Annotated in this window: 17 protein-coding genes; 1 reads left to right on the top strand and 16 read right to left on the bottom strand. The window is 74.3% G+C overall.

Annotated elements, in window-relative coordinates; all coding sequences use genetic code 11:
- Positions 1 to 13 precede the first annotated feature (13 nt).
- The 15 genes from ACGF12_RS33290 to ACGF12_RS33220 all read right to left on the bottom strand — a co-directional run bounded on the left by ACGF12_RS33290 (position 14) and on the right by ACGF12_RS33220 (position 19,415).
- Entirely contained in the window at positions 14 to 1,975 is a 1,962-nt protein-coding gene (locus ACGF12_RS33290; RefSeq protein WP_393038524.1) for a putative baseplate assembly protein, read from the bottom strand.
- Positions 1,975 to 2,400, bottom strand: a complete 426-nt coding sequence (locus tag ACGF12_RS33285) for a GPW/gp25 family protein (protein ID WP_393038521.1) — start codon at positions 2,398 to 2,400, stop codon at positions 1,975 to 1,977. Before ACGF12_RS33285 ends, ACGF12_RS33290 begins: the two co-directional genes overlap by 1 nt.
- Positions 2,397 to 2,708 (bottom strand): PAAR domain-containing protein, encoded by a 312-nt coding sequence (locus tag ACGF12_RS33280; protein WP_393038518.1) that lies wholly within the window; start codon positions 2,706 to 2,708, stop codon positions 2,397 to 2,399. Before ACGF12_RS33280 ends, ACGF12_RS33285 begins: the two co-directional genes overlap by 4 nt.
- An 87-nt stretch (positions 2,709 to 2,795) precedes the next feature.
- Entirely contained in the window at positions 2,796 to 4,574 is a 1,779-nt protein-coding gene (locus tag ACGF12_RS33275; RefSeq protein ID WP_393038515.1) for a VgrG-related protein, read from the bottom strand.
- On the bottom strand, positions 4,571 to 5,293 hold the full coding sequence (locus ACGF12_RS33270) for a LysM peptidoglycan-binding domain-containing protein (protein ID WP_380615260.1): 723 nt from the start codon (positions 5,291 to 5,293) through the stop codon (positions 4,571 to 4,573). The genes ACGF12_RS33275 and ACGF12_RS33270 overlap by 4 nt, the downstream gene beginning before the upstream one ends.
- Positions 5,294 to 5,358: 65 nt before the next feature.
- Entirely contained in the window at positions 5,359 to 5,784 is a 426-nt protein-coding gene (locus ACGF12_RS33265) for a phage tail protein (protein WP_380615261.1), read from the bottom strand.
- 84 nt (positions 5,785 to 5,868) lie between these two features.
- Positions 5,869 to 6,294 (bottom strand): hypothetical protein, encoded by a 426-nt coding sequence (locus ACGF12_RS33260; RefSeq protein ID WP_393038511.1) that lies wholly within the window; start codon positions 6,292 to 6,294, stop codon positions 5,869 to 5,871.
- Between the two features lie 3,122 nt (positions 6,295 to 9,416).
- Entirely contained in the window at positions 9,417 to 9,575 is a 159-nt protein-coding gene (locus ACGF12_RS33255; RefSeq protein ID WP_181970396.1) for a DUF6760 family protein, read from the bottom strand.
- Positions 9,572 to 10,057: a hypothetical protein gene (locus ACGF12_RS33250; protein ID WP_380615264.1), complete on the bottom strand. Its 486-nt coding sequence runs from the start codon at positions 10,055 to 10,057 to the stop codon at positions 9,572 to 9,574. The genes ACGF12_RS33255 and ACGF12_RS33250 overlap by 4 nt, the downstream gene beginning before the upstream one ends.
- On the bottom strand, positions 10,054 to 10,494 hold the full coding sequence (locus ACGF12_RS33245; protein WP_393038508.1) for a phage tail protein: 441 nt from the start codon (positions 10,492 to 10,494) through the stop codon (positions 10,054 to 10,056). Before ACGF12_RS33245 ends, ACGF12_RS33250 begins: the two co-directional genes overlap by 4 nt.
- 53 nt (positions 10,495 to 10,547) lie before the next feature.
- Positions 10,548 to 12,092 carry a phage tail sheath family protein gene (locus ACGF12_RS33240; RefSeq protein ID WP_387628454.1) on the bottom strand — a complete coding sequence of 515 codons (1,545 nt, stop codon included), beginning with the start codon at positions 12,090 to 12,092 and terminating at the stop codon, positions 10,548 to 10,550.
- 182 nt (positions 12,093 to 12,274) lie between these two features.
- A complete protein-coding gene (locus tag ACGF12_RS33235; protein ID WP_393038505.1) occupies positions 12,275 to 14,464 on the bottom strand; it encodes an ATP-binding protein in 2,190 nt (729 codons plus the stop codon).
- Positions 14,461 to 15,171, bottom strand: coding sequence for a DUF4255 domain-containing protein (locus ACGF12_RS33230; RefSeq protein WP_393038502.1), 711 nt, complete (start codon positions 15,169 to 15,171; stop codon positions 14,461 to 14,463). Before ACGF12_RS33230 ends, ACGF12_RS33235 begins: the two co-directional genes overlap by 4 nt.
- Complete coding sequence (locus ACGF12_RS33225; protein WP_393038544.1) at positions 15,168 to 18,416, bottom strand: hypothetical protein; 3,249 nt, start codon at positions 18,414 to 18,416, stop codon at positions 15,168 to 15,170. The genes ACGF12_RS33230 and ACGF12_RS33225 overlap by 4 nt, the downstream gene beginning before the upstream one ends.
- A 237-nt stretch (positions 18,417 to 18,653) precedes the next feature.
- A complete protein-coding gene (locus ACGF12_RS33220; protein WP_387628448.1) occupies positions 18,654 to 19,415 on the bottom strand; it encodes a LuxR C-terminal-related transcriptional regulator in 762 nt (253 codons plus the stop codon).
- A gap of 247 nt (positions 19,416 to 19,662) precedes the next feature.
- Here ACGF12_RS33220 and ACGF12_RS33215 point away from each other — a divergent pair, with 247 nt between their 5' ends.
- Positions 19,663 to 21,078 carry a hydrolytic protein gene (locus ACGF12_RS33215; RefSeq protein WP_393038499.1) on the top strand — a complete coding sequence of 472 codons (1,416 nt, stop codon included), beginning with the start codon at positions 19,663 to 19,665 and terminating at the stop codon, positions 21,076 to 21,078.
- A gap of 642 nt (positions 21,079 to 21,720) precedes the next feature.
- Here the strand turns inward: ACGF12_RS33215 and ACGF12_RS33210 are convergent.
- Entirely contained in the window at positions 21,721 to 23,010 is a 1,290-nt protein-coding gene (locus tag ACGF12_RS33210) for an MFS transporter (protein ID WP_393038496.1), read from the bottom strand.
- Between the last annotated feature and the right edge of the window lie 193 nt (positions 23,011 to 23,203).

Raw genomic sequence — 23,203 nt, 5'->3', positions numbered from 1 at the left:
TCGCGCCGACCACTCATGACTGCCCGTCCTCGGCCGCCGCCGTGACCACGACCTGGTGCTGGTGCGAGAAGACCAGGGCGTCCGGCGGCACTTCGACCCGCTCGGCGGGCGCGCCCCGGCGCCCGGTGATCGGGTCCGCCGGGAACAGCCGCAGCTCCTCGACCCCCGCGACGGCGGCCACCCGCTGGAGCACGGCGAACACCTCCCCGTACTGCACCGCCCGGCCGAACGGCCAGCCCTTGCCGTCGGCGGCGCCGCGCAGCGGGTTGAGGTACCGGTACAGCGCGGCGAGCACCGCCTCGCGCACCCGGTCGGGGTCCGCGGCGCGGGTGGTGAGCCGGGCGACCACCGTCACGCCCTGGTAGGCGGGGGGCTGCACGAGGATCCGGGTGCCGATCAGCCGCCGCTCGTCGAGGGCGGTCGCGACGGCGGCCAACACCTGTTCGTCGGGGATGAGTTGCTCGAACCGCAGCCGGTCGCCGTCGTCCGCGACCGCGTCGGGGACCACCAGCACCCGTACCGCCCCCGCATCGCCGCCGCTGGCGGGCACGCAGCTGATCCGGGCGGCGGACGGCGCGGCCTGCCGGGCGATCAGCTCGAAGTCCCCGGCGGTGACGGCGCGTTCCTGCAACCGCAGCTGGTGCGGGGCGCGCAGCTTGGCGTTCTCCACGGTCTCGCCGTCGACCCCGCCCCTGGCCGCCTCGCGGTTGTCCACCCGGGCGATGTACGGGACGGAGCTGCGCAGCACCGTGATGGTGCTGCGGGCGACGTTGCCGGCGATCCCGCCGCCGGTGCGGTAGTGCGGGACGCGCAGCCGCGCGCCCTTGGGCGGCACGGCGCCGAAGGCGCGCAGGCTGCCGTCGGGTTCCCGTACCGCGGGCGGGAAGAGGAACTCGCCGGTGGTCGCGTCGAGCACCACGTGCCGGTCGGTGGGCGAGGAGTCGCCGAAGTGCTCGACGACCGTCCACCGTTCCCACCCCTCGCCGGCCGCGACCTCCACCGCCGGCGGATCGCCGTCCAGCAGCACCGGCGGGCGGGCGAGCCGGAAGCGTTGGCCCGCGATGCCCTCGGAGGAGCCGAGCGGCGCGTCGGTGACGGTCTGCGCGTGGACGACGGTCGCGGTGCCGCCGACCGTGAACACCTCGGCACGGCGGATGGTGGGGGACTCGGAGTAGAACGGCTGGCCGGGCTGCGGCTCGGTGACCCGGCAGCGCAGCCAGCCGGCCCGTCGGCCGGCGACCACCGACGCGGTGTGTCCGGCGGGCACGAACACCACCACCTCGCCGGGCCGGTTGAGGCCGCCGGTGGTGTCGCTGCCGGTCTCGCAGCCGATCCAGCGCGCGCCGTCCCACACCTCCCAGGCCAGCGGCGGCTGGCGTGGGTCGACGCCGACGCCCTCCACCCGGCTGTCCAGCCGGACGACCAGGATGCAGCGCGGCACCACGGCCGGCAGGGCGAAGAGCATGGCGTCGCCGGCCACCGGGCGTGGCTGGAAGCACGGCACGTCCGCGCCGTCGGCCAGCCGGGCCGTGCGGTCGGACTGCTCGCCGGAGGCGGAAACGGTGACCAGCCGGTCCAGCGAGCTGGGCACGATCGGCAGGTCGTCGGCGGTGGAGAAGACCACCGCGTCGTCGGTCTCGGTCCGCAGGGTGGAGACCTCGGTTCCCGCCCGCAGCAGTACGGTCTCGGGCTGCGGGGCCGAGAGCCAGAAGTCGACCTCGGCCCGGGCCGCGGCGGGCGGGAAGAGCCGGACGCCCAGGAGGTCGAGGAAGGCGGAGTAGTTCTTCTCCGGTACCCGGTTCAGCCGGTAGAGCAGCTGGTCCACCAGGTAGGCGAAGGTCTCGATGAGGGTGACGCCCGGGTCGGAGACGTTGTGGTCGGTCCACTCCGGCGCGCGCTGCTGGACGTACCGCTTGGCCTCGTCGACGAGTTGCTGGAAGCGCCGGTCGTCCAGGTTCGGGGAGGGCAGTGCCATCAGTTCGCGCCTCCGTCCGCGGCGGCCGGGGACTCCGGGATGGTGTAGAAGGGGAAGACCAGGTTGCGGCGGTCGTTGGTGGCGCGCACCGTGTAGTGGACGTCGATGTAGAGCGTGCCCTCGTCGACGCTGTCGTAGGCGATCACCACGTCGTCGACCTCGATCCGCGGTTCCCAGCGTTCCAGCGAGATGCGCACCTCGCGCGCGATCCGCCCGGCGGTGGTGCTGTCGCCGGGGGCGAAGACGTACTCGTGGATGCCGCAGCCGAACTCCGGGCGCATCGGCCGCTCGCCGGGGGCGGTGCCGAGGATCAGCCGGATGGCCTCGGCGAGTTCCCTGTCCCGGTCCACCATGCCGATGCCGCCGGTGGCGTTCACCCGCAACGGGAAGGCCCAGCCACGGCCGATGAAGCTACTACCACTCATGCCCCGCCTCCGATCAGCACGTTGAAGGCGCCGCTCTCGATCCTCGCGCCGCAGGCCGTCTTGTCCCCCATGCGGGCCGCGGGCAGCCCGCCGATCAGGACCACTCCCCCGGTCATCGCGCCGGGGTCGGGCAGGACGACGTTGGCCGGGCCCATCTCCACGTGCGGGACGCAGGCGTGCAGGCTGCCGACCACCGCGGCGGGCCTGCCGCCGATCAGCACGGTCGCCACCCTGAGGGCGCCCGGCGGCGGGGTGGTGAGGGCGCCGCCGTGATCGGTGATGTCGCCGGTCCGGGCTGCGGGGGGCATGTGCGGTCTCCATTCCGATGGTGCCCTCGGGTCGTGGGCACTCCTCTACTGCCAGCGTGCTTGTCTGACGTCTTGTCCGACGTTCCGTCAATTGATCCGGACGAAGGCCCCCTTGAGCACCGCCTCGGCTCCGCCGTCCACGGTGACCGCCGTCGTGCCCCGGACGGTCACCGATCCGCCGCGCACGTTCACCTCACCGGTGCCCGCGTCAAGGGTGATGCCGGTGGAGGACAGCCGCACCGTGCTCCCCGCCGCGCCGACCGCGCCGTGGACGGTGAGCACGATCTCCCCGCGTTGTTGGTCCAGGCTGACCTCCAACTTCCCGTCCCCGCTGGCCAGGCGGACGCCGGACTTCCCGCCCGGCACGTCCAGCAGCTCCAGGCGGTGGCCCGAACGGGACACCACGGAGCGGCGGTTGACCTTGCCGGCGGCCGCGTCGACCAGCGGAACGTCGTGCGGCGAGGGCCGGTCCACGCCGTTGTAGAGCCCGCCCAGCACGTAGGGACTGTCCAGGTCTCCCTGCTCGAACCCGACCAGCACCTCGTCGTTGACCTCGGGGCTGACCACGCCGCCGCCCCCATGGCCGCCCCACTGCACGGTGCGCACCCAGTCGGAGACGTAACTGTCGTCCAGCCAGGGGAACTTCAGCTTCACCCAGCCGCGCTGCCCCTCGCCCGGCTCGCGCACGTCGGTGACCACGGCGACGGCCAGACCCGGCATCCGGGGCCCGCGCGGCGGCGCGTTGCCGCCGGTGACCAGCCCGGCCAGGGAGCGGTCGGGTGCCGCACTGACCACCACGGTGGTCCGGTAGCCGCGGAACGGTTCGAGGAGGTGGCGCACCCCGGTGGCGGTGTAGCGGCCGGAGAAGGCGGCGCCGACGTTCCCGAGGGCGACCGCGGTGCCCGCCCGCAGCCGCGGGTTGCCCTCGACGACCGCCTCCAGCTCCCCGAAGCCGGCGGCCACCGAGGCGGCCAGCGACCGGGCCGCGGCGGTTGTCTCCGCCTGGGTGCGGTACGGGGTGTCGGCGACGGTCAGCCGGGCCGGGCCTGGGAAGGCGGAGGTCACCTCCGAGGGGCTCATCCCCGGCTGTACGGTCTGCGAGGTCACCGCCGGTTCGGTGGCGACCAGGGCGCTCTTGGTGGTGACGTTCCAGCCGCGCGCCTCGACCGTGTCCGCGCCGGCCACCCCGGTCAGCACACCGCGCAGCTCCAGCAGGTTGCGGCCGTACTCCAGCACCATCGGGCTCTGCGGCGCGGGGGTGGAGGGGGCCGGTGCGCCGGACGCGGGCTCGGGCCGGACGAACTCCAGCTGCCCGTCGTCGTCCACCCGTACCTGCGCGCCGCTCTCCTGCGCCAGGAACTGGAGGAAGTCCCAGTCCGGGACGTTCGCCTGGGAGAGCTGCTGGTGGACGACCGGGAAGGAGTCGACCCGGCCGCAGGCCAGGCCCGCGCCCGCGGCGACCTCGCGGACGATGTCGGCGGTCGTCATGTTCCGGAAGGCCTTCACCCGGCGCCCGCGCATCAGCCGGTGGGTGGGCGCCGAGGCCCGCACCACGGTGTACGAGCCCGTGGTGTCGACCTCCAGCTCCAGCGCGGTCACCTCGCCGGTGAACAGCCGCACCTGGGTGTGCCCCTGCACGGTGACCACCGACACCTTCAGCTTGGTACCGATGGTGATCCCGGTCATGGCGAGAAAGGTGTGGTCCGCGTCCCGGAAGCTCAGCACCGCGGTGTCGGGCAGGCCGACGCTCTCCTCGATGTCGCAGGAGACCAGTTGGGCCGCCCAGACCGGCGGCAGCGGGCCGGGCGCCTCGACGACGGGATCCGCGGCGAACGGCCGGCCGCCCCGGGCCTCGGGAGTGGTCATCGCCGCCCGCCCCGGGTGAGTTCGTCGATCCCCGGCACGATCAGCTCGGCGCCGGGGACCAGGGCCAGCGGGTCGTCGATGTCGTTGGCCTCCGCGATGGTGCGCCAGGCCGTCGCGTCCCCGTACGCCCGCCAGGCGAGCAGCGGCAGGCTGTCGCCCGCGATCACCCGGTGGGTGCTGCGGGCCTCCGGCGAGCCGGAGGTCGGGTTCTGGCCGGCCGGGTCGACGCTGGCCTCGTCGATGGAGAGCGAGCAGACCGCCCGCAGCGGATTGCCGTCCACGTCGAAGAGCGTGTAGGTGACCGAGAGGCCGGTCAGCACCCCGTTGAACGAGGTCGTCTTCAGGGTGCCCCAGTCCAGCCGGATCCACGGACTGGCCGGGGTCTTGCGCGCCAGGCTGGTCGGGGTGGGCACGCACGCCGTCATCAGCTGCTCCACCGCCCGCTCCACCGAGTTGTCGTGGGTCGCGGTCGAGTCCAGGAACACGTCGAGCGAGAGCGAGCGCGGGCCGCTGCCGACGAACTCGGGCAGCGCGGACTGGCCCGCCATCCGGGACGGCGTGCGCCGCCACTCGGTGGACTTGCGCAGCACCAGGGTCGCCGGGTTGAACTGCAGCGGAAGTCGCGCGATCGCACCGCCGGGCTGGGCGCCGACGGTGGACGGGGGCTCCATGATGGTCAGTTGGGCCCGGGTGACGCTCGCGGGGACCGCTGGGGACATCCTCGGTGTTCCTTACGTGGGCGGGCGGCTGGGTGAGGCGGGAGAGGTGCGGGGCCCGGGGGCGGTCAGGACGGGCGCAGGCCCGCGTGGGCGATCTCCAGGGTCTCCACCGCGGCCTGGGAGTTGGCCGGGTCGAAGGACGGGCCCTCCCACCGGACCGGGACGATCCCGAGCACCTGCCAGCCGACGATCCGGCTCAGGTCGGGCCGCAGCGCCACGATCTCGCCGTCCTTCGGCTCGACCTTCCGGACGATCTCGCTCAGCCAGCGCGCGATCTTGGTGGTGTCCGCGGTGACCGCGCGGGTCAGCGTGATGTTCGACCAGGTGATGCGGCCCGGCAGCTGCCAGGAGAAGCCGTTGTTGCCGCCCTCCGCGTACTGCTCGATCTCGACCTGGGCGCCGAGTCCCGAGCAGGTGGTGAACTCGCCCAGGTCGTTGCCGCCGATGGTCAGGCTGAAGAACACACTGCTCGCGAAGATGTTGTCGGTCATCGGTTCCGCTTCCTGCTTCCTTGCTTCCTGCTACCGGTCACGTCGCTGCGGTGGTCTGGCGGCCGCCCTCCGCCGGGCCTGCGCTCAGCGGCGCAGGTCGTACGGCTTCCCGCCGCGCTCCCTGCCCCGGCGCAGTTCGGTGCGCAGCAGGCGCCCGACCGGTTCGACCAGACGCCGGGCCAGCTCGTCGAGGTCGGCCGGCCCACTGCCGCCGGTCTCGGCGGGCGATCCGCCGACGGCCTTCGCGGCGGACGAGGCGCCCGGCGGCGGCGAGGCGGCCCGGGACGGCGAACCGGTCGCCGGGGCGGCCTGCACCGTGCTCGGCCCGCGCGCCGGTACGGCGGTCAGCGGCACCCCGATCAGGCCCGCCTGCTCGGCCACCCGCTGCAACAGCCGTGCCGTGCCGGGCACCGGCGGGGCGGACGGCCCGGGCTGCGCCGACGCGGGCGCGGACGGCCCGGACAGCGCCGGCGCGGGTCGTACGGAAGGGGCGCTCGCGGCGCGCAACACGACGGGCGAGGGTGCCTGGGGCACCTGCGGCCCCGGCCCGACCGGACCGGTGGGCGGCTGCATCGGGGCCGGCTGCGCGGACCGGGAGGCGGCCGGAAGCCGCTGGAGAGACCGGGCCGTCAGGGGTGCGGGCCGGACCACGGGCAGGCGCGCGGCACGCGCCACGGCGGACGGCGCCCCGGAGTCGCCGGACCTCGGACGCCCTGCGGACCTGGGTGCAGGCGAGGGCGCGGACGTGAGCGCGGACGCGGGCATGGACGCGGGCATGGACGCGGTGGCACCTTGCGGGGTCGCGCGGTCCGCGTAGGCGACACCACCCTGCGGCCACCGTGCCTCCGGTGGCACCGGGCCGGCCGCGCTCGGCCCCGACACGGAAACGGGGGCACCGGGCGGCACTGGGCCTCCCTCCGCTGACGGGCGGTCGGCCGCCGTCCGGTCGGCCCGCTGCTCCGACGGACGTCGCGTCCGCGAACGTTGCAGCGCGGCTGCGATCCCGCGCACCGCACCGGTGCCGGACGAACGACCCGACGCCTCAGCGGCGCCCTGAGCGCGGAGCTGCACCGGGCTCCCCTGCGAGGACGGCTGCCCAGCGGCGGTCCGGCCCTCTCCCTCACTCGGGGACTGCCACGTCCGCGAGCGCTGTGGAGCAGCCGCGCCCCCGCTCCGTCGCCCGCCGTCGAGCCCTGCCGTCGGCACGGCGGCGGGCGGTTCGGCGCCCGTACCCGGCGCGAGCGACCGGGTCCAGACGGCCGGCACCACGAGCGGGGCGGGAGCCTGGGTACCGGCGCCGGCACGACTACCGGCGCCGGTGCCTGTCGCGGACGGCGTCGTCGGGGCGGCGAGGACGGACCGCATCGGGCGCTCGCCGATCAACCCGCGCCTGGGGCCGGTACGTTCCGCAGCCCGCTGCACCTGCGGGCCACCGGCCAGCGGCCGCACGGGAACCACCGGTCCGCTCGTACCTCCGAGCGGAGCGCCGCCCTGGCCCGGGGCACTGCCCTGGCCCGGAGATCCGGCAGGACGGGTTCGGTGCTCCGGGACGGTGGACTGCGACGCGCCGCCCGGTCGGCGCTCCGGGCCGGCGCCGGACGACGGCGTGGCGGGGCCACCCGCCAGGCCCGTCCCGGCGCCGGAGGGCACGACGGCGGGCACGGCGGCGGGAACCGCCGCGCGGCCGGGCGCCGGTCCGCTCCCGGCGCGTTCGGTACTCGCGTGCACACCTCGGCCGCCGCCGACCGGGCCGGGGCGGTCTGCCGAACGGCCCTCATCGGCCCGACGCGGTACGGCTGTCGACTCCGCGGGGCCGTCGCCGGGGCGTCCGGAGGCTCGCTGAACGCGCGGCCCTTCACCGGCCGGGGGCGCGGCGACAGGGAGCACGCGCTGCTCCGTCGCGCCCTCGGTACGGCTGCCCGGAGCGGCACTCGCGACCGGGCCCGTGATCCGCCGGACCGGTCCGCGCCCGCCGAGCAGCGGCGCGGTGCCACCCGGCGCTGCCGCCGTCGGCGGCAGCGCGTCGAGCGGCGCCCCCAGGCCCGTACGCGTACGGGCGGGGGCCGCGGCCGGCTCGGGGCGTAGCTGTCCGGCGTGTTCGGGGGCGGGCGACGACAGTGCGGGCGAGGAAGTCCCAGGCCCGGCCGGCGCCCGCTGGACGGGTACGTCGCCGACCGGCCCACCTCCGGAGCGGGACGGGGACGGTGCCGGTGTCGGTGCCGAACGGCCCGCATCGGCGGCCGTACGGCTCGGTAGGCCGGGGGCGGCGTCGTGGCCTTCGCGTCCGGGCTGCCGGGCGCCGTCGGGCCCACTCGCACCGGCGGCCGTACGGGCGCGTCGGCGAGGGGCGGCTTCGCGGCGGCCGGTCCCGGGCCGAGCGGCGTGCCCGGGTTCGCCCGGCTCGGTGCCGACGGGTCCGGCAGCGGCGGGGACGACCGGCATGGTGGGCGCACCCGAGGCGGCGTCAGGCATCCGGGGGCCGGCCGCGGGCAGCGGTGAGGCGCTCGCGGGCAGCGTGGTCAAGGGCGCGCCGAGGACCGGACGGGCCGGCGCGGAGGTGTTCGCCACGGGCGCGCGCTGCACCACCGCGCCGGGCCGACCGGCCCGCGCGGGCGCGGCTGCGTCGCCCGGACCGACCGCCGTCCGTACGGCGGCTTCGGCGCTCTCGGACGGCCGCACGCCCTCGGCCGGTTCGGTCACCGACGCGGTCGACACCGCATCCGTGCTCCGGCCCGACGGAGCGTCGGCCGATTCCGGCCTTCCACCCGGAGCCCGGAGCACCGTCACCGGGCGCGCGGGCAGCAGCTGGGGACGGCGCGCCACGGTCAGGGCCTCGCCTACCGGGCGCGGCCGCACCGGACGGGCCCGGCCCGCCGACGCACTCCGACTCGGGGACGCGGCAGCCGTGGCAGGCCTCGACGTATCGGGCGCCAACGAACCGGGCGCCGACACACCGGGCGCCGACGCAGCCGGCGTCCGTCCATCGGGCATCGGTGCAGCGGGCGCCGACGCACCGCCGTCGACACCGCCCGACCCGACCGGTCGGTCGGCGCGACCAGCGCGCTGCACAGACGGCACCGACCGCACAGGGAGCCGCCGCACGGGAAGCCGCCGTGTTCCGACGGACCGTTGAACCTGTCGCGCCTGCCGCGACCGACCCGATGAGCCCGTCTCGCCGGGCTCCCCCGGTTCCCCTGCCCCGACCGCCCCGACCGTCTCAACCGTCCCGACGGCTTCCGGCAGTACGAGCTCGGCCCCGCCCGTGAAGGTGGACGGGGAACCCGGCACCGCCACCGCCCGCAGAATGCCCGCCGGGGCGGACGGGAGGACGGCATGGCCGAGCGGGCCGCTGAGCGAGGGGTCCTGCCACGCGGCGAGCCGGGACCGGAACTTCAGGCCGTCGCTGACGCCATGCGCCGTCCCGGCCAGGGTCGGGGTCAGCGGGCGTACCGCGCGCCATCCCCCGTCCCCCGCCGCCGGGCGCCGGGCGGCCTCGCTCGTCCCGGTGTCCCCGACGGCCCCGGCACCACCGGAAGCCTGGACGGAGGCGACGCCGGAAGCCTCGCCGGGAGCACCGCCCGCGGCCTCGCCGGCCCTCCGGCGGGCGATCCAGTCCCGAAGCCCCACCCCCCTCACCCGCCTTCGCTGATACGGGTGTTGAGCCGCGCGATCTCGCGCACCCACTGCCCGCGTTCACGGTGGGTCAGGTCGAGGATGTCCTCCCGCTGCCAGTGGAAGTGGTAGGCGATGTACGCGATCTCCTCGTACAGCCGAGCAGGCGCGTACGTCACGATTCCCCCAGGCGCCCACCGGCGAGGTCGACCTCGAAGGCGCCGTCGCAGTGCGGGCAGGTCACCGCGGCGCGCGTGTGGCCCTCGCTGTTGATCCGCTGGTAGAGGTCCTGGAGGAACGCCACATCGGTGGCGTACATCCGCTCCACGATCCCGGCGTGCACGTCGGTGATGTCGCCCAGCCTGGTGATCACGTGGCTGAGCAGCACCACGCTCAGGTAGGCCGGGTTCTCCTTGACCCGCAGGTCGATCTGCGGCATCAGCTCGTCGCGGGCGGTGGCCAGGCGCATCGCGCCGTGGCGGTGCACCGTGCCCTCGTCGTCGACGTACCCGAGCGGCAGCTCGAACTCGAACTCGGTGTGCGGCGCCCGCCCCCGGGGCCCGGCCGGACCGGCCTGCCCCGGGGCCTGCTGCTGCGGCGCGGTGTTCTGCGGGGCCGGAGCGCCTTCCAGCAGCTCCTCCAGGCCGATCTTCCGCCTCACTCGACGCTGATCTCTTCGAACACGATGGTCACGGTCTCCGTCGCGGGGCTGGACTCGCCGGCGCTGAGCGTGGGGCCCTCCCAGCGGCTGGCCCAGGCGTTCATCAGCTGGATGCGCCGCAGGGTGGCACCGGTGGTGTCCTTGACCTCGATGGTGAGGTTCTGCCGAGCGGTGTTGATCGCCCCGTTGTTGAGGGTCTCCTTGATCCAGTTCGTGAACGCGCCGCTCTTGTCGAGGCCGCGGGTGATCGTCACCTCGCCCGGCAGCCGGGCGCCGGGCTGCTTGCGGACGATCAGTTTGCCCTCTTGGGTCACCTGCTTGTACTCGACGACGTCCTGTTCGACCGTCAGGTTGCTGATCTCCTTGACGGACTCGACGTTGTAGCCGCCGAGTTGGACGCCGAATATGTGTGTGGAGAGCGGATCGCCTTCAGCCATGGCTTGTTGTCACCTTCCGATGGGTGCCGACCGACGGGTGCCGACCGTGCTGGTCACTCGTTGACGAGGCTCGTGCTGTCGGAGAACTGGGACAGCCGGAACACCACGAACTCCGCCGGCTTCACCGGCGCGACGCCGATCTCGCAGATCACCTGCCCGAGGTCGATGGACTCCGGCGGGTTGTTGTCGCGGTCGCACTTGACGTAGAAGGCCTCGGTCGCGGTCTGGCCGAACAGCGCCCCGCGCCGCCACTCCTCGGTGAGGAACGCGGTGATGTTCCGGCGGATGCTGGACCACAGCCGATCGTCGTTGGGTTCGAAGACCACCCACTGGGTCCCCAGGAGGATGGACTCCTCCAGGTAGTTGAAGAGCCGGCGCACGTTCAGGTAGCGCCAGGCCGGGTCGGAGGAGAGGGTGCGCGCGCCCCAGATCCGGATGCCGCGCCCGGGGAACGCCCGCACGCAGTTGACGCCGATCGGGTTCAGCAGGTCCTGCTCGCCCTTGCTGAGGCGGATCTCCAGGTCCACCGCACCGCGGATGACCTCGTTGGCCGGCGCCTTGTGCACGCCGCGCTCGGCGTCGCTGCGCGCCCACACCCCGGCGACGTGGCCGCTCGGCGGGACCAGCACGTTGCGGCCGCTCGCCGGGTCGAACACCTTGATCCACGGGTAGTAGAGCGCCGCGTAGCGGGAGTCGAAGCCCGCCTCCTCGTTGCGCCAGGTCCGCATCCGCTGGGCGTTCAGGCCGGGCGGCGGGTCCAGCACGGCGATCCGGTCGCCCATCTGCTCGCAGTGCGACATCACCGCCAGCTGGACGGTCCGCAGGCCCTCGTCGTCGAGGTCGCCGCGCTGGTAGGCGCTCATCAGGTCGGGCACCGCGACCATGGTGATCTCGTCGATCGACTCCAGGCCCGCGAAGCCGGTCCGGGCCGCGGCGTCGCCGACGTACTCGGCGGGGTCCAGCCGGGTGGCGGGGGCCGTCACCGGCCCGGGCGCGGGCGCGGGGGCGGCGGCGAGGGCGTGGGTCACGCGCTCGGGGCGGCTCGGCGCGGTGCCGGGCTGCTCGGTGACCGCGACGAGCTTCGACTCGCGCAGCTGGGTGACGACGTAGCCCTTGGTGTTCCGACGGGTCGAGACGTCGTACGTCTCGACGACCTCGGCGCCCCGGCGGACCAGCACTCGGAACCGGTCCTCGGGGACGTTCTCCCCCTCCGCGTCGGCGATCTCGACGGAGACCTCGCCGACGCCGGGCAGGGCCGAGAAGAGGAAGCCCGCGATCGCGACCGGCGGGGGCGCGCTGGCGGCCGCGGGCGCGCCGGCGGACGCCTGTCGGGCCGGGTCGCCGACCCGCACGACGTAGGCGGAGCCGCCGCCGTTGGCGAAGAAGCCGTACACCGAGTGCGCCAGGTAGGTGCCCTCGGTGAAGCCGCCGAACCGCTGGACGTACTGGTCCCAGTTGGTCACCAGTGTGGGCTCGTGGAAGGGGCCGGTCTCGGCGAAGCCGACGAAGGCGGCGACGGCCGTGCCGACGCCCTCGATCGGCCGGGCACCGGACTGGACCTCCTCCACGTACACGCCCGGGGTGAGGTACGACGGCATTCGCGCTCCTTCGGGTGGCCGGTCATTCGCCTCATTCGCCCCCGAGTCTGCTGCCCGGGCGCCGTCCGGGGACATGTCCCGAGGTCCCGGACCGGGGGCAGGAACGACTGCCCCGGCGGGCAGCTCGGCGGGTACTCCCAGGCTGCTCAGACGGCCCCGCCGCCGCGCGTGTCCCGCCGTGCTCAGGCGCGCCCGGTGTCCCCGAGGACTCCCAGCCACGGCCCGAACTCGCTCTCCAGCACCAGCCGGCCGAGCTTGCGGTACTCGCCGACCACCGCGGCCACCAGCTGCGCCATGCCCAGCGGTGCGCCCGTTCCGGCCGCCAGGTAGGCCGCGGAGACGGCACAGGCCCGAATGGAGCCGCCGGCGAGCTCGAAGTGCCGGGCGCAGAAGTCCAGGTCGAGGTCGTCGCCGCGGGGCAGCCGCGGGCCCAGGCAGCGGTCCCACAGCACGCGCCGCTGCGCCTCGTCCGGCAGCGGGAACTCGGCGATGACGTCCAGCCGCCGGGTGAACGCCTCGTCGAGGTTGGCGCGCAGATTGGACGTCAGCACCGCGATCCCGTCGAACGACTCCATCCGCTGGAGCAGGTAGGCCGTCTCCACGTTGGCGTGGCGGTCATGGGCGTCCTTGACCTGCGAACGCTTCCCGAACAGCGCGTCCGCCTCGTCGAACAGCAGGACGCCGTTCACCTGCGCGGCCTCGGTGAAGACGCGTTCCAGGTTCTTCTCCGTCTCGCCGATGTACTTGTCCACCACGGTGGAGAGGTCGACGACGTACAGCTCCATGCCGAGCTCCGCGGCGACCACCTCGGCCGACATCGTCTTTCCGGTGCCCGAATCCCCCGCGAACAGGGCGATCACCCCGTTCCCCCGGCCGCCGCCCGGCCGCATCCGCCACTGCCCGAGCACCTGGTCCCGGTGCCGGGCCCGCAGCACGAGTTCGCGCAGCCGGGCCGCGGTGGGATCGGGCAGCACCAGGTCGGCCCAGCCGACCGCGGGCTCGATCCGGCGGGCGAGGCGGGCCAGGCCCGCGGCGTTCTGCGCCCGCACGGCGGCCCGTAGGTCCGCGGCGCGCACCGGACGTTGCTCGGCGGCCGCCGTCCGGGCCGCCACCGAGGCGGCCCGCTCCAGCTTCTCCCGGTCCACCCGGTAGGCGGCCACCGTCTCGGCCAGCCCGTCCGTCAGCTCCTCGCTGAGCGGCGTCCCGCCGACGGCCAGGGCGCGGGCCCACTGCTCGGCCCGACCGCGCGCGTCCGGCGGCGGGACGGTGACCGTCACGGGGCTCTCCCGCGTCCAGGCCGGATCCCACACCTGCGGGCCGTGCACGATCAACGGGACGCCGGCGAGTTCCGCGCACAGCTCGCGCAACAGGGCGGCCCGCTCGGGCCGTTCGGGTTCGAGCCGGTCCAGCGGCCCGAGCACCACACCGCCCCCGCCCAGCCGTGCCTCGCGGGCGAGCACCCGTACGAGGCCTCCCGGCGGGCGGGCGGCCAGCGCGGCGGCGTCGACCACCAGGGGCGGCCGGCCGTCGACGGCGAGGGCGGCCACCGCGCGCGGGCCGGCGTGTCCGCCCCGGTCCAGCAGGTACACGAGTCCACCGTCCGCCGCGACCGCGCGCAGCCGCTCGGCGGGCTCGACGCCCGCTCCGGCGACGGGCGCGTCCCCGGCGACGGCACGGCGGCTGACGTCACCCGGGACGGCACGGTGGGCCAGCCCGGCGAGCGTGCCGTCCGGCTCGTCGTCGCCGAGCAGATGGGCCGTCACCCGGTCCGGCACGCGCAGGGTGCGGGTGAGCAGCGGGCGCTCCGGCTCGGAGATCTCCAGGAGGCCGCCGGCGATCAGCGGCGCCCGGGTGGAGAACCGGAAGCGGCCGGCGCCCGCGCCCGGCAGTCCGCACAGTTCGAGGGCCAGGCCGACGGTCGCCCGGCGTCGGGTCAGGTCGTCGTTGAGGTAGCCGTAGAGCTGTTCGAAGCGGGAGTCGAGGTCGGGGGCGAGGGCCACCAGCAGGAGGTCGAGGTCCACCGGGAGCAGCCCGAAGGCGGCGCTGAGCCGCGCGAGCAGCGAGCCGGGCGGCGGCGCGGACGCGTCAGCGGCGAGGCTGTGGCCGCCGTGGTCGCTGGTGCTGTCGGGGGCGGTGCCGCGTCGGCCCGCCGCACCGGGGGCCGTCAGGATCCGCTCCACCGCCTCCGGGCCGAGGTACTGGCCGCGGTAGGGGTCGTCCGGGTCCGGGTCGTCGGCCCGGCGCTCGCGCACCGCGGCCCGGACCCGTTGCTCGACCCGCTGCAGCCGTTCCCAGAGGTGGTCGGGGCCGGCCGGGGCCGCGGCCGGCCCGACGGAGGCCGCCGCCGCGGCCGGTCTGAGGTCCAGGTTCATCGCGCCCCGCCCCGCGGTCGGCGGCCCGGCGGCAGCCGGCGGTCCCGGGGCGCGGCGAAGCCGTCCGGTCCGGGGTCCGCGCCGCCGTGGTAGCGCAGTCGGCGGCCCGGGCCGTCGGCGGATGCCGCGCCCTCCCGGGTGGTGTCCTCGACGCGGACCACCACCCCCTCGGTGACCGGCGGTCCCACCGGGGTACGCCCGCCCGGCAGCGGCGCGAGCACCCTGAGGTCGATCGAGGGCCGCAGCTCCCCGCCGAGCGCCGACCAGACGTCGGACACCGACGGCAGGCCCGTCTCACGCCCCGCGATGTCGAGCCCGACGGTCAGTCCGAGCTCGGCGAGCGTCCCGGTGAGCACCCGGACGGGCAGCGCGTCCACGGCGGTCAGGCACTGCAACACCTCGGCCAGCAGCCGGTGTTCGTCCTGCGGCCGGTTGGTCCAGACGGTGACCAGGTAGGCCAGCTCGAACCAGCGGGGCGCGGCGCGGTGGGCGACCACCACGCCGTCCTCGTCGTACTCGGCGACCGCGCCGGCCTGCCGACGGCCCGTCTCCTCGCGGATCCCGTAGAGGAAGACGCTGACCGTCGGCGCGGTGCGCCGGGCCGCCAGGTCCCGGGTGGGCGCGTCGAAGACCACCTCGACCCCGCGCTCGGGCAGACCCGCCTCGGCGAGCAGCAGCCGCAACGCCTCGTCGACCTCGTGGATCACCGTCGCTCCACCTCCCCCGGCGGGCCGATGTTGCCTTCCACCACGAGGAAGGGCGTGGTCACCGGGGAGAACCCGGGGCCGTCGGCGGTGATGGTCCGCGGGCCCGTCTCGTCCTTGGGGAGGATGAGCAGCTGGCCCGCGAAGGTCCCGTCGGCGCGCGGGTAGGTGGGCGCCGCCGCGGCGGTGATGCCGGGCTGCCAGGTGAAGCGCACCGGCGCGCCGGGCGGGAAGTCCACGCCGCGTACGGAGGTCACGAAGCCGGGCTTGCCGATCGGCGGCACGGCGACGATCCGGGGCTGCAGGATGCGTAGCGGGGTGCTCGCCCGATGCGGTCCCGGGGTGGCGTCGGTGCCGGTGGTCGTCAGCTCCGCGGTGACGGTGGTCTCCATCGCCGCGACGGGTGCCAGCACCACCCGGACCACCTGGCTGCCGCCCGGGGACAGGTCGGCCAGTTCACAGGCTCCGCCCTGGCAGCCCGGGGGCAGCGCCTCGGTGGGCACCCCGGCGGGCAGGCCGAGGGTCAGCCGCAGCCCGGTCGCGAGGGCCTGGCCGGTGTTGCGCACCGTGTAGCTGACGGTCACCCGGCCGCCGACGTAGCCCGGGTTGGGCTGGGCGTCGACCGACACTCCCGGGCCGGCCAGCGGCGTCGGTGCGGGGGCCGGCGCCGGGGGCGGTGCGGGGGTGGGCGAGGCGGGCGGTGTCGGGGTCGGGGTCGGGGTCGGGGTCGGGGTGAGCGTCGGCGAGGCGGACGGCGACGGCGAGGAGCTCGGGGTGGGCGTGGGTGAGGGGGTCGGTGCGTCCTCCACCGGCAGGATCGTCTCGGCCCAGTCATCCCCGGGGTTCGGGTCGACCACCGTCCCGGTGACGCTCCAGCCGAAGGTCTGTGGGCCGGTCCGGGTGCCGATCAGACGGGCGGTCACCCGGACCACCGCGCCCGGCGCCAGGGTGCCGAGGTCGCAGCGCAGCGCCCCGGTGTCGCACTGCCCGACCGGTGTGGTGAGCCCGCCGAGCCGGGCGCCGGACGGCACCGAGGCCGTCAGGACGGTGCCGGGCGAGGGCGCGGGGCCCTTGTTGGTGACGGTGATCGTCACGTCGGTGCCGCCCTCGACGGGGACCGCGGGGGTCCGGGCGGGCGCGCTCAGCGCCAGGTGCACGGACTGCTGGACGGCCGGCTCCTTCTGGCGTCCCGGCAGCCGCCGGTCGAGCGGGGTGAGCGTGCAGGCCGCGAAGTCGTAGACGGCCAGCCCCTCCGGCGAGTTCGGTGGCAGGGCCCGGCGGGAGGTGAGCACCAGCTGCGCGCCGTTCGCCGTCCAGGCGACGTCGCGGGGCTGGAACGGGCCGATGTCGGTGGTGTCGGGCAGCGGCCGGGAGCAGGCGCCCTTGTCGTGTTCGAGCCCGGTGGGCAGGACCACCGTGCAGTCGCCGCCGGTGGGCGAGGTGACCAGCACCCCGTCCTGCCGGTTGTTCCCGCCATCACCGGCCTTGCGGTTGAAGGCGATGCGCCCGCCGTCGGGCGAGAACACGGGGCTGTCGTCGATGACGTTGCAGGTGCCCGGGCAGATGGCCCGGCTCAGGTCGCTCTGCCGGGTGAGGTCGTCGGCGGGCACGGTCCAGACGTGCATGTTGCCGGCGTTGCCGTTGATCACCTCGGTCCTGGAGAAGGCGATCAGCTTGCCGTCGGGGGACCAGAAGGGCTCACCGTCGGAGGCCCCCGACTCGCCGGCCGGCGGCTGGACGGTGCCGACGATCGCCCCCGTGGACGCCTGGGCGATCATGATCCGCCCCGGACGCGCCGGCTCCCTGTCGTTGCCCGGGGAACTCCGGCTGAACACGATCAGCTTGCCGTCCGGTGACAAGGAGGGGTCGGTGTCCCGGTCGAGCGGGCCGCGCCCGGCCAGGTTCATCGGGCGCGGGTTCGAGCCGTCGGCCTCGGTCAGCCAGATCCGCTGGATCCGCCCGGCGGGCGAGTCCTCGTAGCGGGTCACCACGATCTGCCGGCCGTCGGGCGTGTAGGCCTGCCGCTCGAACCACGGGTCGTACCCGGGCCCGGGGTGGAAGAGCGGGTCGGCCGCCGGGTCGGGATTGGTGTTGATGTCGGCGGCCGGGTCCTCCTTGAGCACGCTGACACCCAGGTCGCGCGGGTCGGCCCCGTCGGGGCGGACGTCCTGGAGGTCGGCGACGTCGGCGGCGGAGGCGCTGGTCTGCTCCACCACCGGCCCGCCCTTGGCCTGGGTGCCCAGCCAGGTCGGCGTCGAGATCAACCGGTCGGTGCTGTAGAGCAGTTGGGGATCGGTGCAGTCACAGGTCGGCGCGCGGTAGAGGTTCACCACCGGGGGCTCGACCGGGACCTCGGACTTGAGCCGGTCGGTGCTCAGGAAGAGCACCCCGCTGCCGTCCGCCAGCCAGGAGGCGGAGCCCGTCCGCCAGGTGGACCCGGTGCCGGGGAAAAACGCCTTGTCGCCGCCGGTGGGCGAGGTGAGCATCAGGGTCCGACCCTGGTCGCCCTTGTCCCAGGTGTAGACGATCTGGTTGCGGTGCTGGTCGTCGTTCAGCGGATTCCAGGTCGGATCGAGGGCGTTGCCGGTGGCCACGTTGGTGACCCTGACCGGCGCGCCGCCGGTGAACGGTCGCAGGTAGATCTGGAATTGCCCCCGGTCACCGTTGCAGGCGTACGCGACCCAGTTGCCGTCGGGCGAGACCGTCGGATGCATCTCGTCGGCCGAGCCGTCGGTCAGCCGGCGCAGCCCGCTGCCGTCCCGGTTGACCACCCACAGGACGTGCTGGGGCTTGCCGCCGGCCTTGGCGACCTCCGACGCCTCGAAGACGACCCCCTTGCCGTCCGGGGCCAGCGCGGGGTGGGCGGTGTCCATGCCGGTGGTGAGCTTGTGCACCGCACCGGCCGCGTCGCGCAGGTAGACCTGGGGCAGGGTGCCGTCCCGCAGGCTGGTGAACACCAGCTCGTCGCCGCGGGCCGACGGCTCCTGGTCGAAGTGGATCGGGCCGGGCCCGAACAGCGGGGTGCTGGAGGTCCCGCCGGTCACCCGGCCGAGGCCGCGGTGGTTCGTACCGGCGTAGACGATCCGCCCGCCGGCCGGGTCGTCGGCCGCGGCCTGCGACGTGGGCCGGCCCTGCCCTTCGGGTGCGGCGGAACCCAGGGTCAGCACGGCGGCCGCCAGCGCGAGCAGGATCGCGACGGCGGCTCGGGCCGGCCGCCGGATGGAGCGGGGAGTGGCGGGGGCGCCGATCACGCTCGACCTCACAGGTTGGCAGGGGCGGTCTCCCTGCAGTCTCACCGGCTCGGGCGCCCGGGAACAGAGCCCGGGCGCCCGAGCCGGGGGAAACAACCTGTGTCCCCAAAGGGCAGGCCGCCGCGGTCGTGGGCGATCGCCCACGGTCGTGGGCGGGTCTCGGACGGTCTCGGTCTGGGGGCCGTAGCCCTCAGGCCTGTGACCCTCCGATCTGTGACCCTCCGGCCGTAACCCTCAGATCAGACCGCGCCTCATGGCGTACCCCACCGCGTGCGCCCGGTTGCGCAGCCCCAGCCGCGTGATGATCTCGTGCAGCACGTTCTTGACGGTGCGTTCGGAGTAGGAGGTCTTGGCGGCGATCTCACTCGTGTCGAAACCCTCGGCGACCAGCCGGAGCATCTCCGCCTCCCGGGCCGTCAGGGTGGACAGGGTCAGGCCACGCCCGTCGAGCATGGTGCGCTGGAGCATCCCGATCCGGTCGAGCAGCTCGCCGAGCAGGTCCCCGGGCATCACGCCCTCACCGTTGGCCAGGGCGGTGATGAGGTGCACCAGCCGGTCCTGGTCCGCCTCCGAGCGGCGCAGCACGGCGGCGACCCCGCACTCCACGATCGTCTGCAGCCCGCCGGCCTCGAAGTGACCCACCACCAGGCCGATTCGGCCCGACGTGGCGAGCCGCAGTCGACGCAGGTTCTCGGCCACCGCCTCGGTCAGGGCGTCGACCACCAGCAGGGAGACCTCCGCCTTCCCCGCCTCGCTCTCGCTCAGCAGCTCCACCTCCGGCCGCTGGCGCAGCTGTTGGACCACACCGGTCTGCAGGATGAGGTCCTCCGCGTACACCGCCACGCGTATCTGGGCCGGCTTGCCGCGCAGTTGGGCGGGGACGCTCGACGCTAACGGCCGGGCGGCGCCGATCGTCCGGGCACTGGCGGACCGTGGCGTCGCCGGGATCCGCCGGGTGGTGACGGACCCCTCACAGGTTGCATCGGTCGACGTCATCGAACTCTCCATTCTCCATTCGGCCTTCAGTGGTGACGGTCGGCGCCGCGGGGCGGTGCCGACCGTGGGTCTGCGCCGCCGGGGAAGCGGGCAGGCCATGGGCCTGGGGGCTGCGGGTATCCGGCCCCGCACGGTGCTCCGCGACGGCACCGGGCAGCGTCGGTCAGCCCGTGCGGGCAAGGGGTGTGCCCACGCCTTGCCCGCACGGCCCTCTCCGCGGACCGTCCGCCGGTCCTACCGTCGCGCTATGACCACATCCGCCGAACTCGGCCTGCCCGCACTGACGGTGGCGCCCGGTGGCGTGGCCACCACGACGCTGACGGTACGCAACGACCTCGACATCGTTGAGGCGTACTCGCTGGAGGTGGTCGGCGACTGCGCCGCGTGGACGACGGTCGAGCCGGCCCGGGTCTCCCTCTTTCCGGGGACGTCCGAGACGGTGACGGTACGCCTGGCCCCGCCGCGTTCGCCCGCCGCTCGGGCCGGTGAATTCCCGCTCGGCATCCGCGTGTTGCCGACCGAGCGCCCCGAGCTGGTGACGGTTCCGGAGGCCACGGTCACCGTGACACCGTTCCACGAGCTGCAGGCCGCGCTCGCTCCCCGGCGCCGTCGAGGCTGGCTGCGCGGACGCTACCGCACATCGGTGCGCAACCTCGGGAACGCCCCCACCACCGTGGTCCCCACCCCCGCACAGGCGGGCGAGGACCTGCGGTTCCGGGCCACCCCGGAGCGGCTGCGCCTCGAACCGGGCGAGTCCGGTGAAATGCGGCTGCAGGCGCGTGCCCGCAAGCTGATCTGGTTCGGCAAGCAGGCCTCCTGGCCGTTCGAGGTCACGGTGGGCCCGGAGGAGAGCACGGCCGCCAAGGACCCTGACGGCAAGGGCGCGGCCGCCAAGGGAGCGGACGGCAAGGGCAACGGCGACAAGCCCGAGACCGCTGCTTCCGTCGATCCGACGCCCCTTCAGAAGCCGCTGCTGGACGGTGAGTTCGTCCAACTCCCGATCCTCCCCAAGTGGCTTCTCGCACTCCTGGCCGCGCTGATCGCGCTGCTGCTGGCCTGGTTCGCCCTGGTCCGCCCAGCGGTGCGCAGCTCCGCGAAGCAGGCCGCCGAACAGGCCGTCGCCCAGCAGAGCGCCAACCCGGCCCCGGCCCCGACCCCCGGCGCGCCCGCCCCCGGCACACCGACACCCCCCTCCGGCGGGAACCCCGGCGGCCAGGACAAGCCGGGCGCCGGGCAGTCGAGCACCGGTCCCGGCGGCCGCGACAACCCCGGCGCGGGCCTGGCAGTGCCGGGCACCGGACAGCAGAGCTCCGCCACGATCGACGTGAAGACCGCGAACGGCTCCTCGTCGGCGGGCAGTTACCAGGTGCCGCACGGCAAGGTCTTCGACATCACCGACATCGTGGCCGCCAACTTCCAAGGCGACCAAGGACTGCTGACCATCACGGCCGGCAAGCAGACGATCACCACCATCGCCTTGGAGACCTTCCGCAACCAGGACTACCACTGGGTGACTCCCATCCAGGTCCCCGAGGACCAGACCGTGACGGCGAACGTGACCTGCGAGTCACCGGGCACCCCGGCCTCGGGCAAGCAGGCAGCCACGTGCCACGAACTCCTCAACATCAGCGGCACGCTGAGCGACATCAGGCCGAAGAACTGAACCGGCGTGCAGGGTGCACCTTCCCTCCCCGGGCAACCGGACCGGAAAGGTGCACCGGCCACCCCGACCATGTCAACGGGCCCCTTCCGTAGGAGCCAGCCCGTCCGCCTCCGCACCCTCCCCCCTTTCCGAAACCCCGCTCGCGCCCCGTGACCATGTCAACAACCAGGGGACACCCTGACCTGTTCGAGCACCAACCGACAACTCGTTCGAACCGCACCCACACGGCCGTCCTGCCCTCCCGGGGCAAGCAGGCAGGCCCCCGAGGGCACCCCCTCCATCCCCTGTGGACGGCGAAGTCTGCCCCGACGCACTGCTGACGCCCCGTCTCCTCGCACCAGCTTCGCGCCGTTCCCCCGCGGAGGACGACGACGGGGCCGTATGCGCACCAAACCGCCACAACGAGAACGCACTCACTCACGAACCGGCCCCGCGAACCGACACATCCCCCGCCGGACGCCGTCCGCGATGCCGACCCCCCCCCCCCCCCGCTGCCCGCAACTCCTCGGCAGTGGCCGGGAGTACCAACAGGCGTGCCCCCGGGTACCACCCGGGGGCACGCCTCCATGGCCGGGGGCGTGCCCGCAACCCGTCGCAGCACGCCGACGTGGTCAACCGCCCTGCGACATCACCGGTTCGACCTCAGCAGTCGGCCTCCAGCAGCGGGGACTCACCTTGCCGATGTTGTGCGGAAGCTTCCGTACCCGGTGTCCCGGGGCGCGTTCGCTCGGCCCATGCGGCCACCGGAGGTCCTGCCGCGCCCAGGCCCGCGAAGAATGCACCGAGGAGTAGCCAGCCCGCGTGTCCGAGCGCAAGGGCTGCCCCGGTCAGGACCACAGGGGCGAGTGCTTGGCCTGCGTCGAAGCCGATACCGAAGAGGCCCTGATACTGCCCTTGGGCATGGTCGGGTGCGAGACCGAAGCCGAGCGCGAAGCTGGCCGACGACTCCCACACCTCGCCGACGCTGTGGATGCACACGGCGAGCGCGGCGAGCGCCGGTGCGACCCATGCGGGAACGTCAGCTGTCAGTGCCATCAACGGACAGCTGACGAGGAACAGGAGTCCGGCGAGGCGGAAGGCGCGGCCGCCCTGTCGTGGGGTTTCCACCCTGGAGCCAAGTCTGCTCTGGAGCAGCACGCAGACGCCGCTGTTGATCGCGTAGACCGCTGCCACGGCCCAGCGCGGTGAGTCGGTGTGGGTGGTGAGCCAGATCGGCAGGAGAAGCGAGACGACCTGGTACTGCAGGCCCATGGCACTGTAGAGCGCGACGAAGGACACGTACGGCCGGTCGGCCAGGACGGACCACTGACGGTGCTCCTTGGGCCGGGGCAGAGGCCGGTAGTTCGGGACGCCGAGGAACACGATCAGTCCGGCGCACGCGAAGCTGGCGGCGTTCGCGAGGATCAGCCCGGTGTAGGCAGGGCGAGTGTTGATCTGGATGGCGAAGGCCGCGCCCAGGGTGCCCACAACGACGCCGAGATTGACGTAGGTGCGGAGTCTGGCCCGGAAGGCGGCAGGACGTTCACCGCCCACTCGCGCCATGAGTGCACCGCCCGCAGCGCCGCTTGCCGTGGCAGCCAGCCGGTCCAGGGTGGCGACGAGCGTGAACGCGAGCCAGTTGTCGATGAAGACGAAAGCCGCCATTGCAGCGGCCTGTAGGGCGAGCGTCATCAGCCAGATCGTGCGTGGCCCGTAGCGGTCGGCCAGATTCCCCGCCGGTATGCCGGCCGCCAAGCCGCTGAGGCCGGCGACCGTCAGACCCGCTCCTACCTGTGTGGCGGGCAGGTGCACGACGAGCGTGAAGTAGAGGATGGCAGCGGTGTTGAAGAGACCGTTGCCGACCCTGTTGACGAAACTGGCAGTGATCAGAGCTCGCTGCGGACCGGAAGCCGGCCCGCTGGATAACCGTTGCTTGAACCCCCTCGTGATCATGTCATTCAGGCTAACAGGAGCACTCTCTCAGCGTCGGTCGGCCCGCTCCTGCCGGAGACATCCGGATCAGTCGCGACCTCGCGACCTCGCGACCTCTCAACGCGAAAAGGCCCCACCCGGAAACCGGGTGGGGCCTTTTCTGAATGATTGTTCGGCGGCGTCCTACTCTCCCACAGGGTCCCCCCTGCAGTAC

This window comes from Kitasatospora sp. NPDC048296, from assembly GCF_043201815.1.
In the GTDB taxonomy this organism is placed as follows: domain Bacteria; phylum Actinomycetota; class Actinomycetes; order Streptomycetales; family Streptomycetaceae; genus Kitasatospora.
Note: the sequence above shows the minus strand (reverse complement) of the source record. Positions and strands in the feature narration are given on the sequence as shown.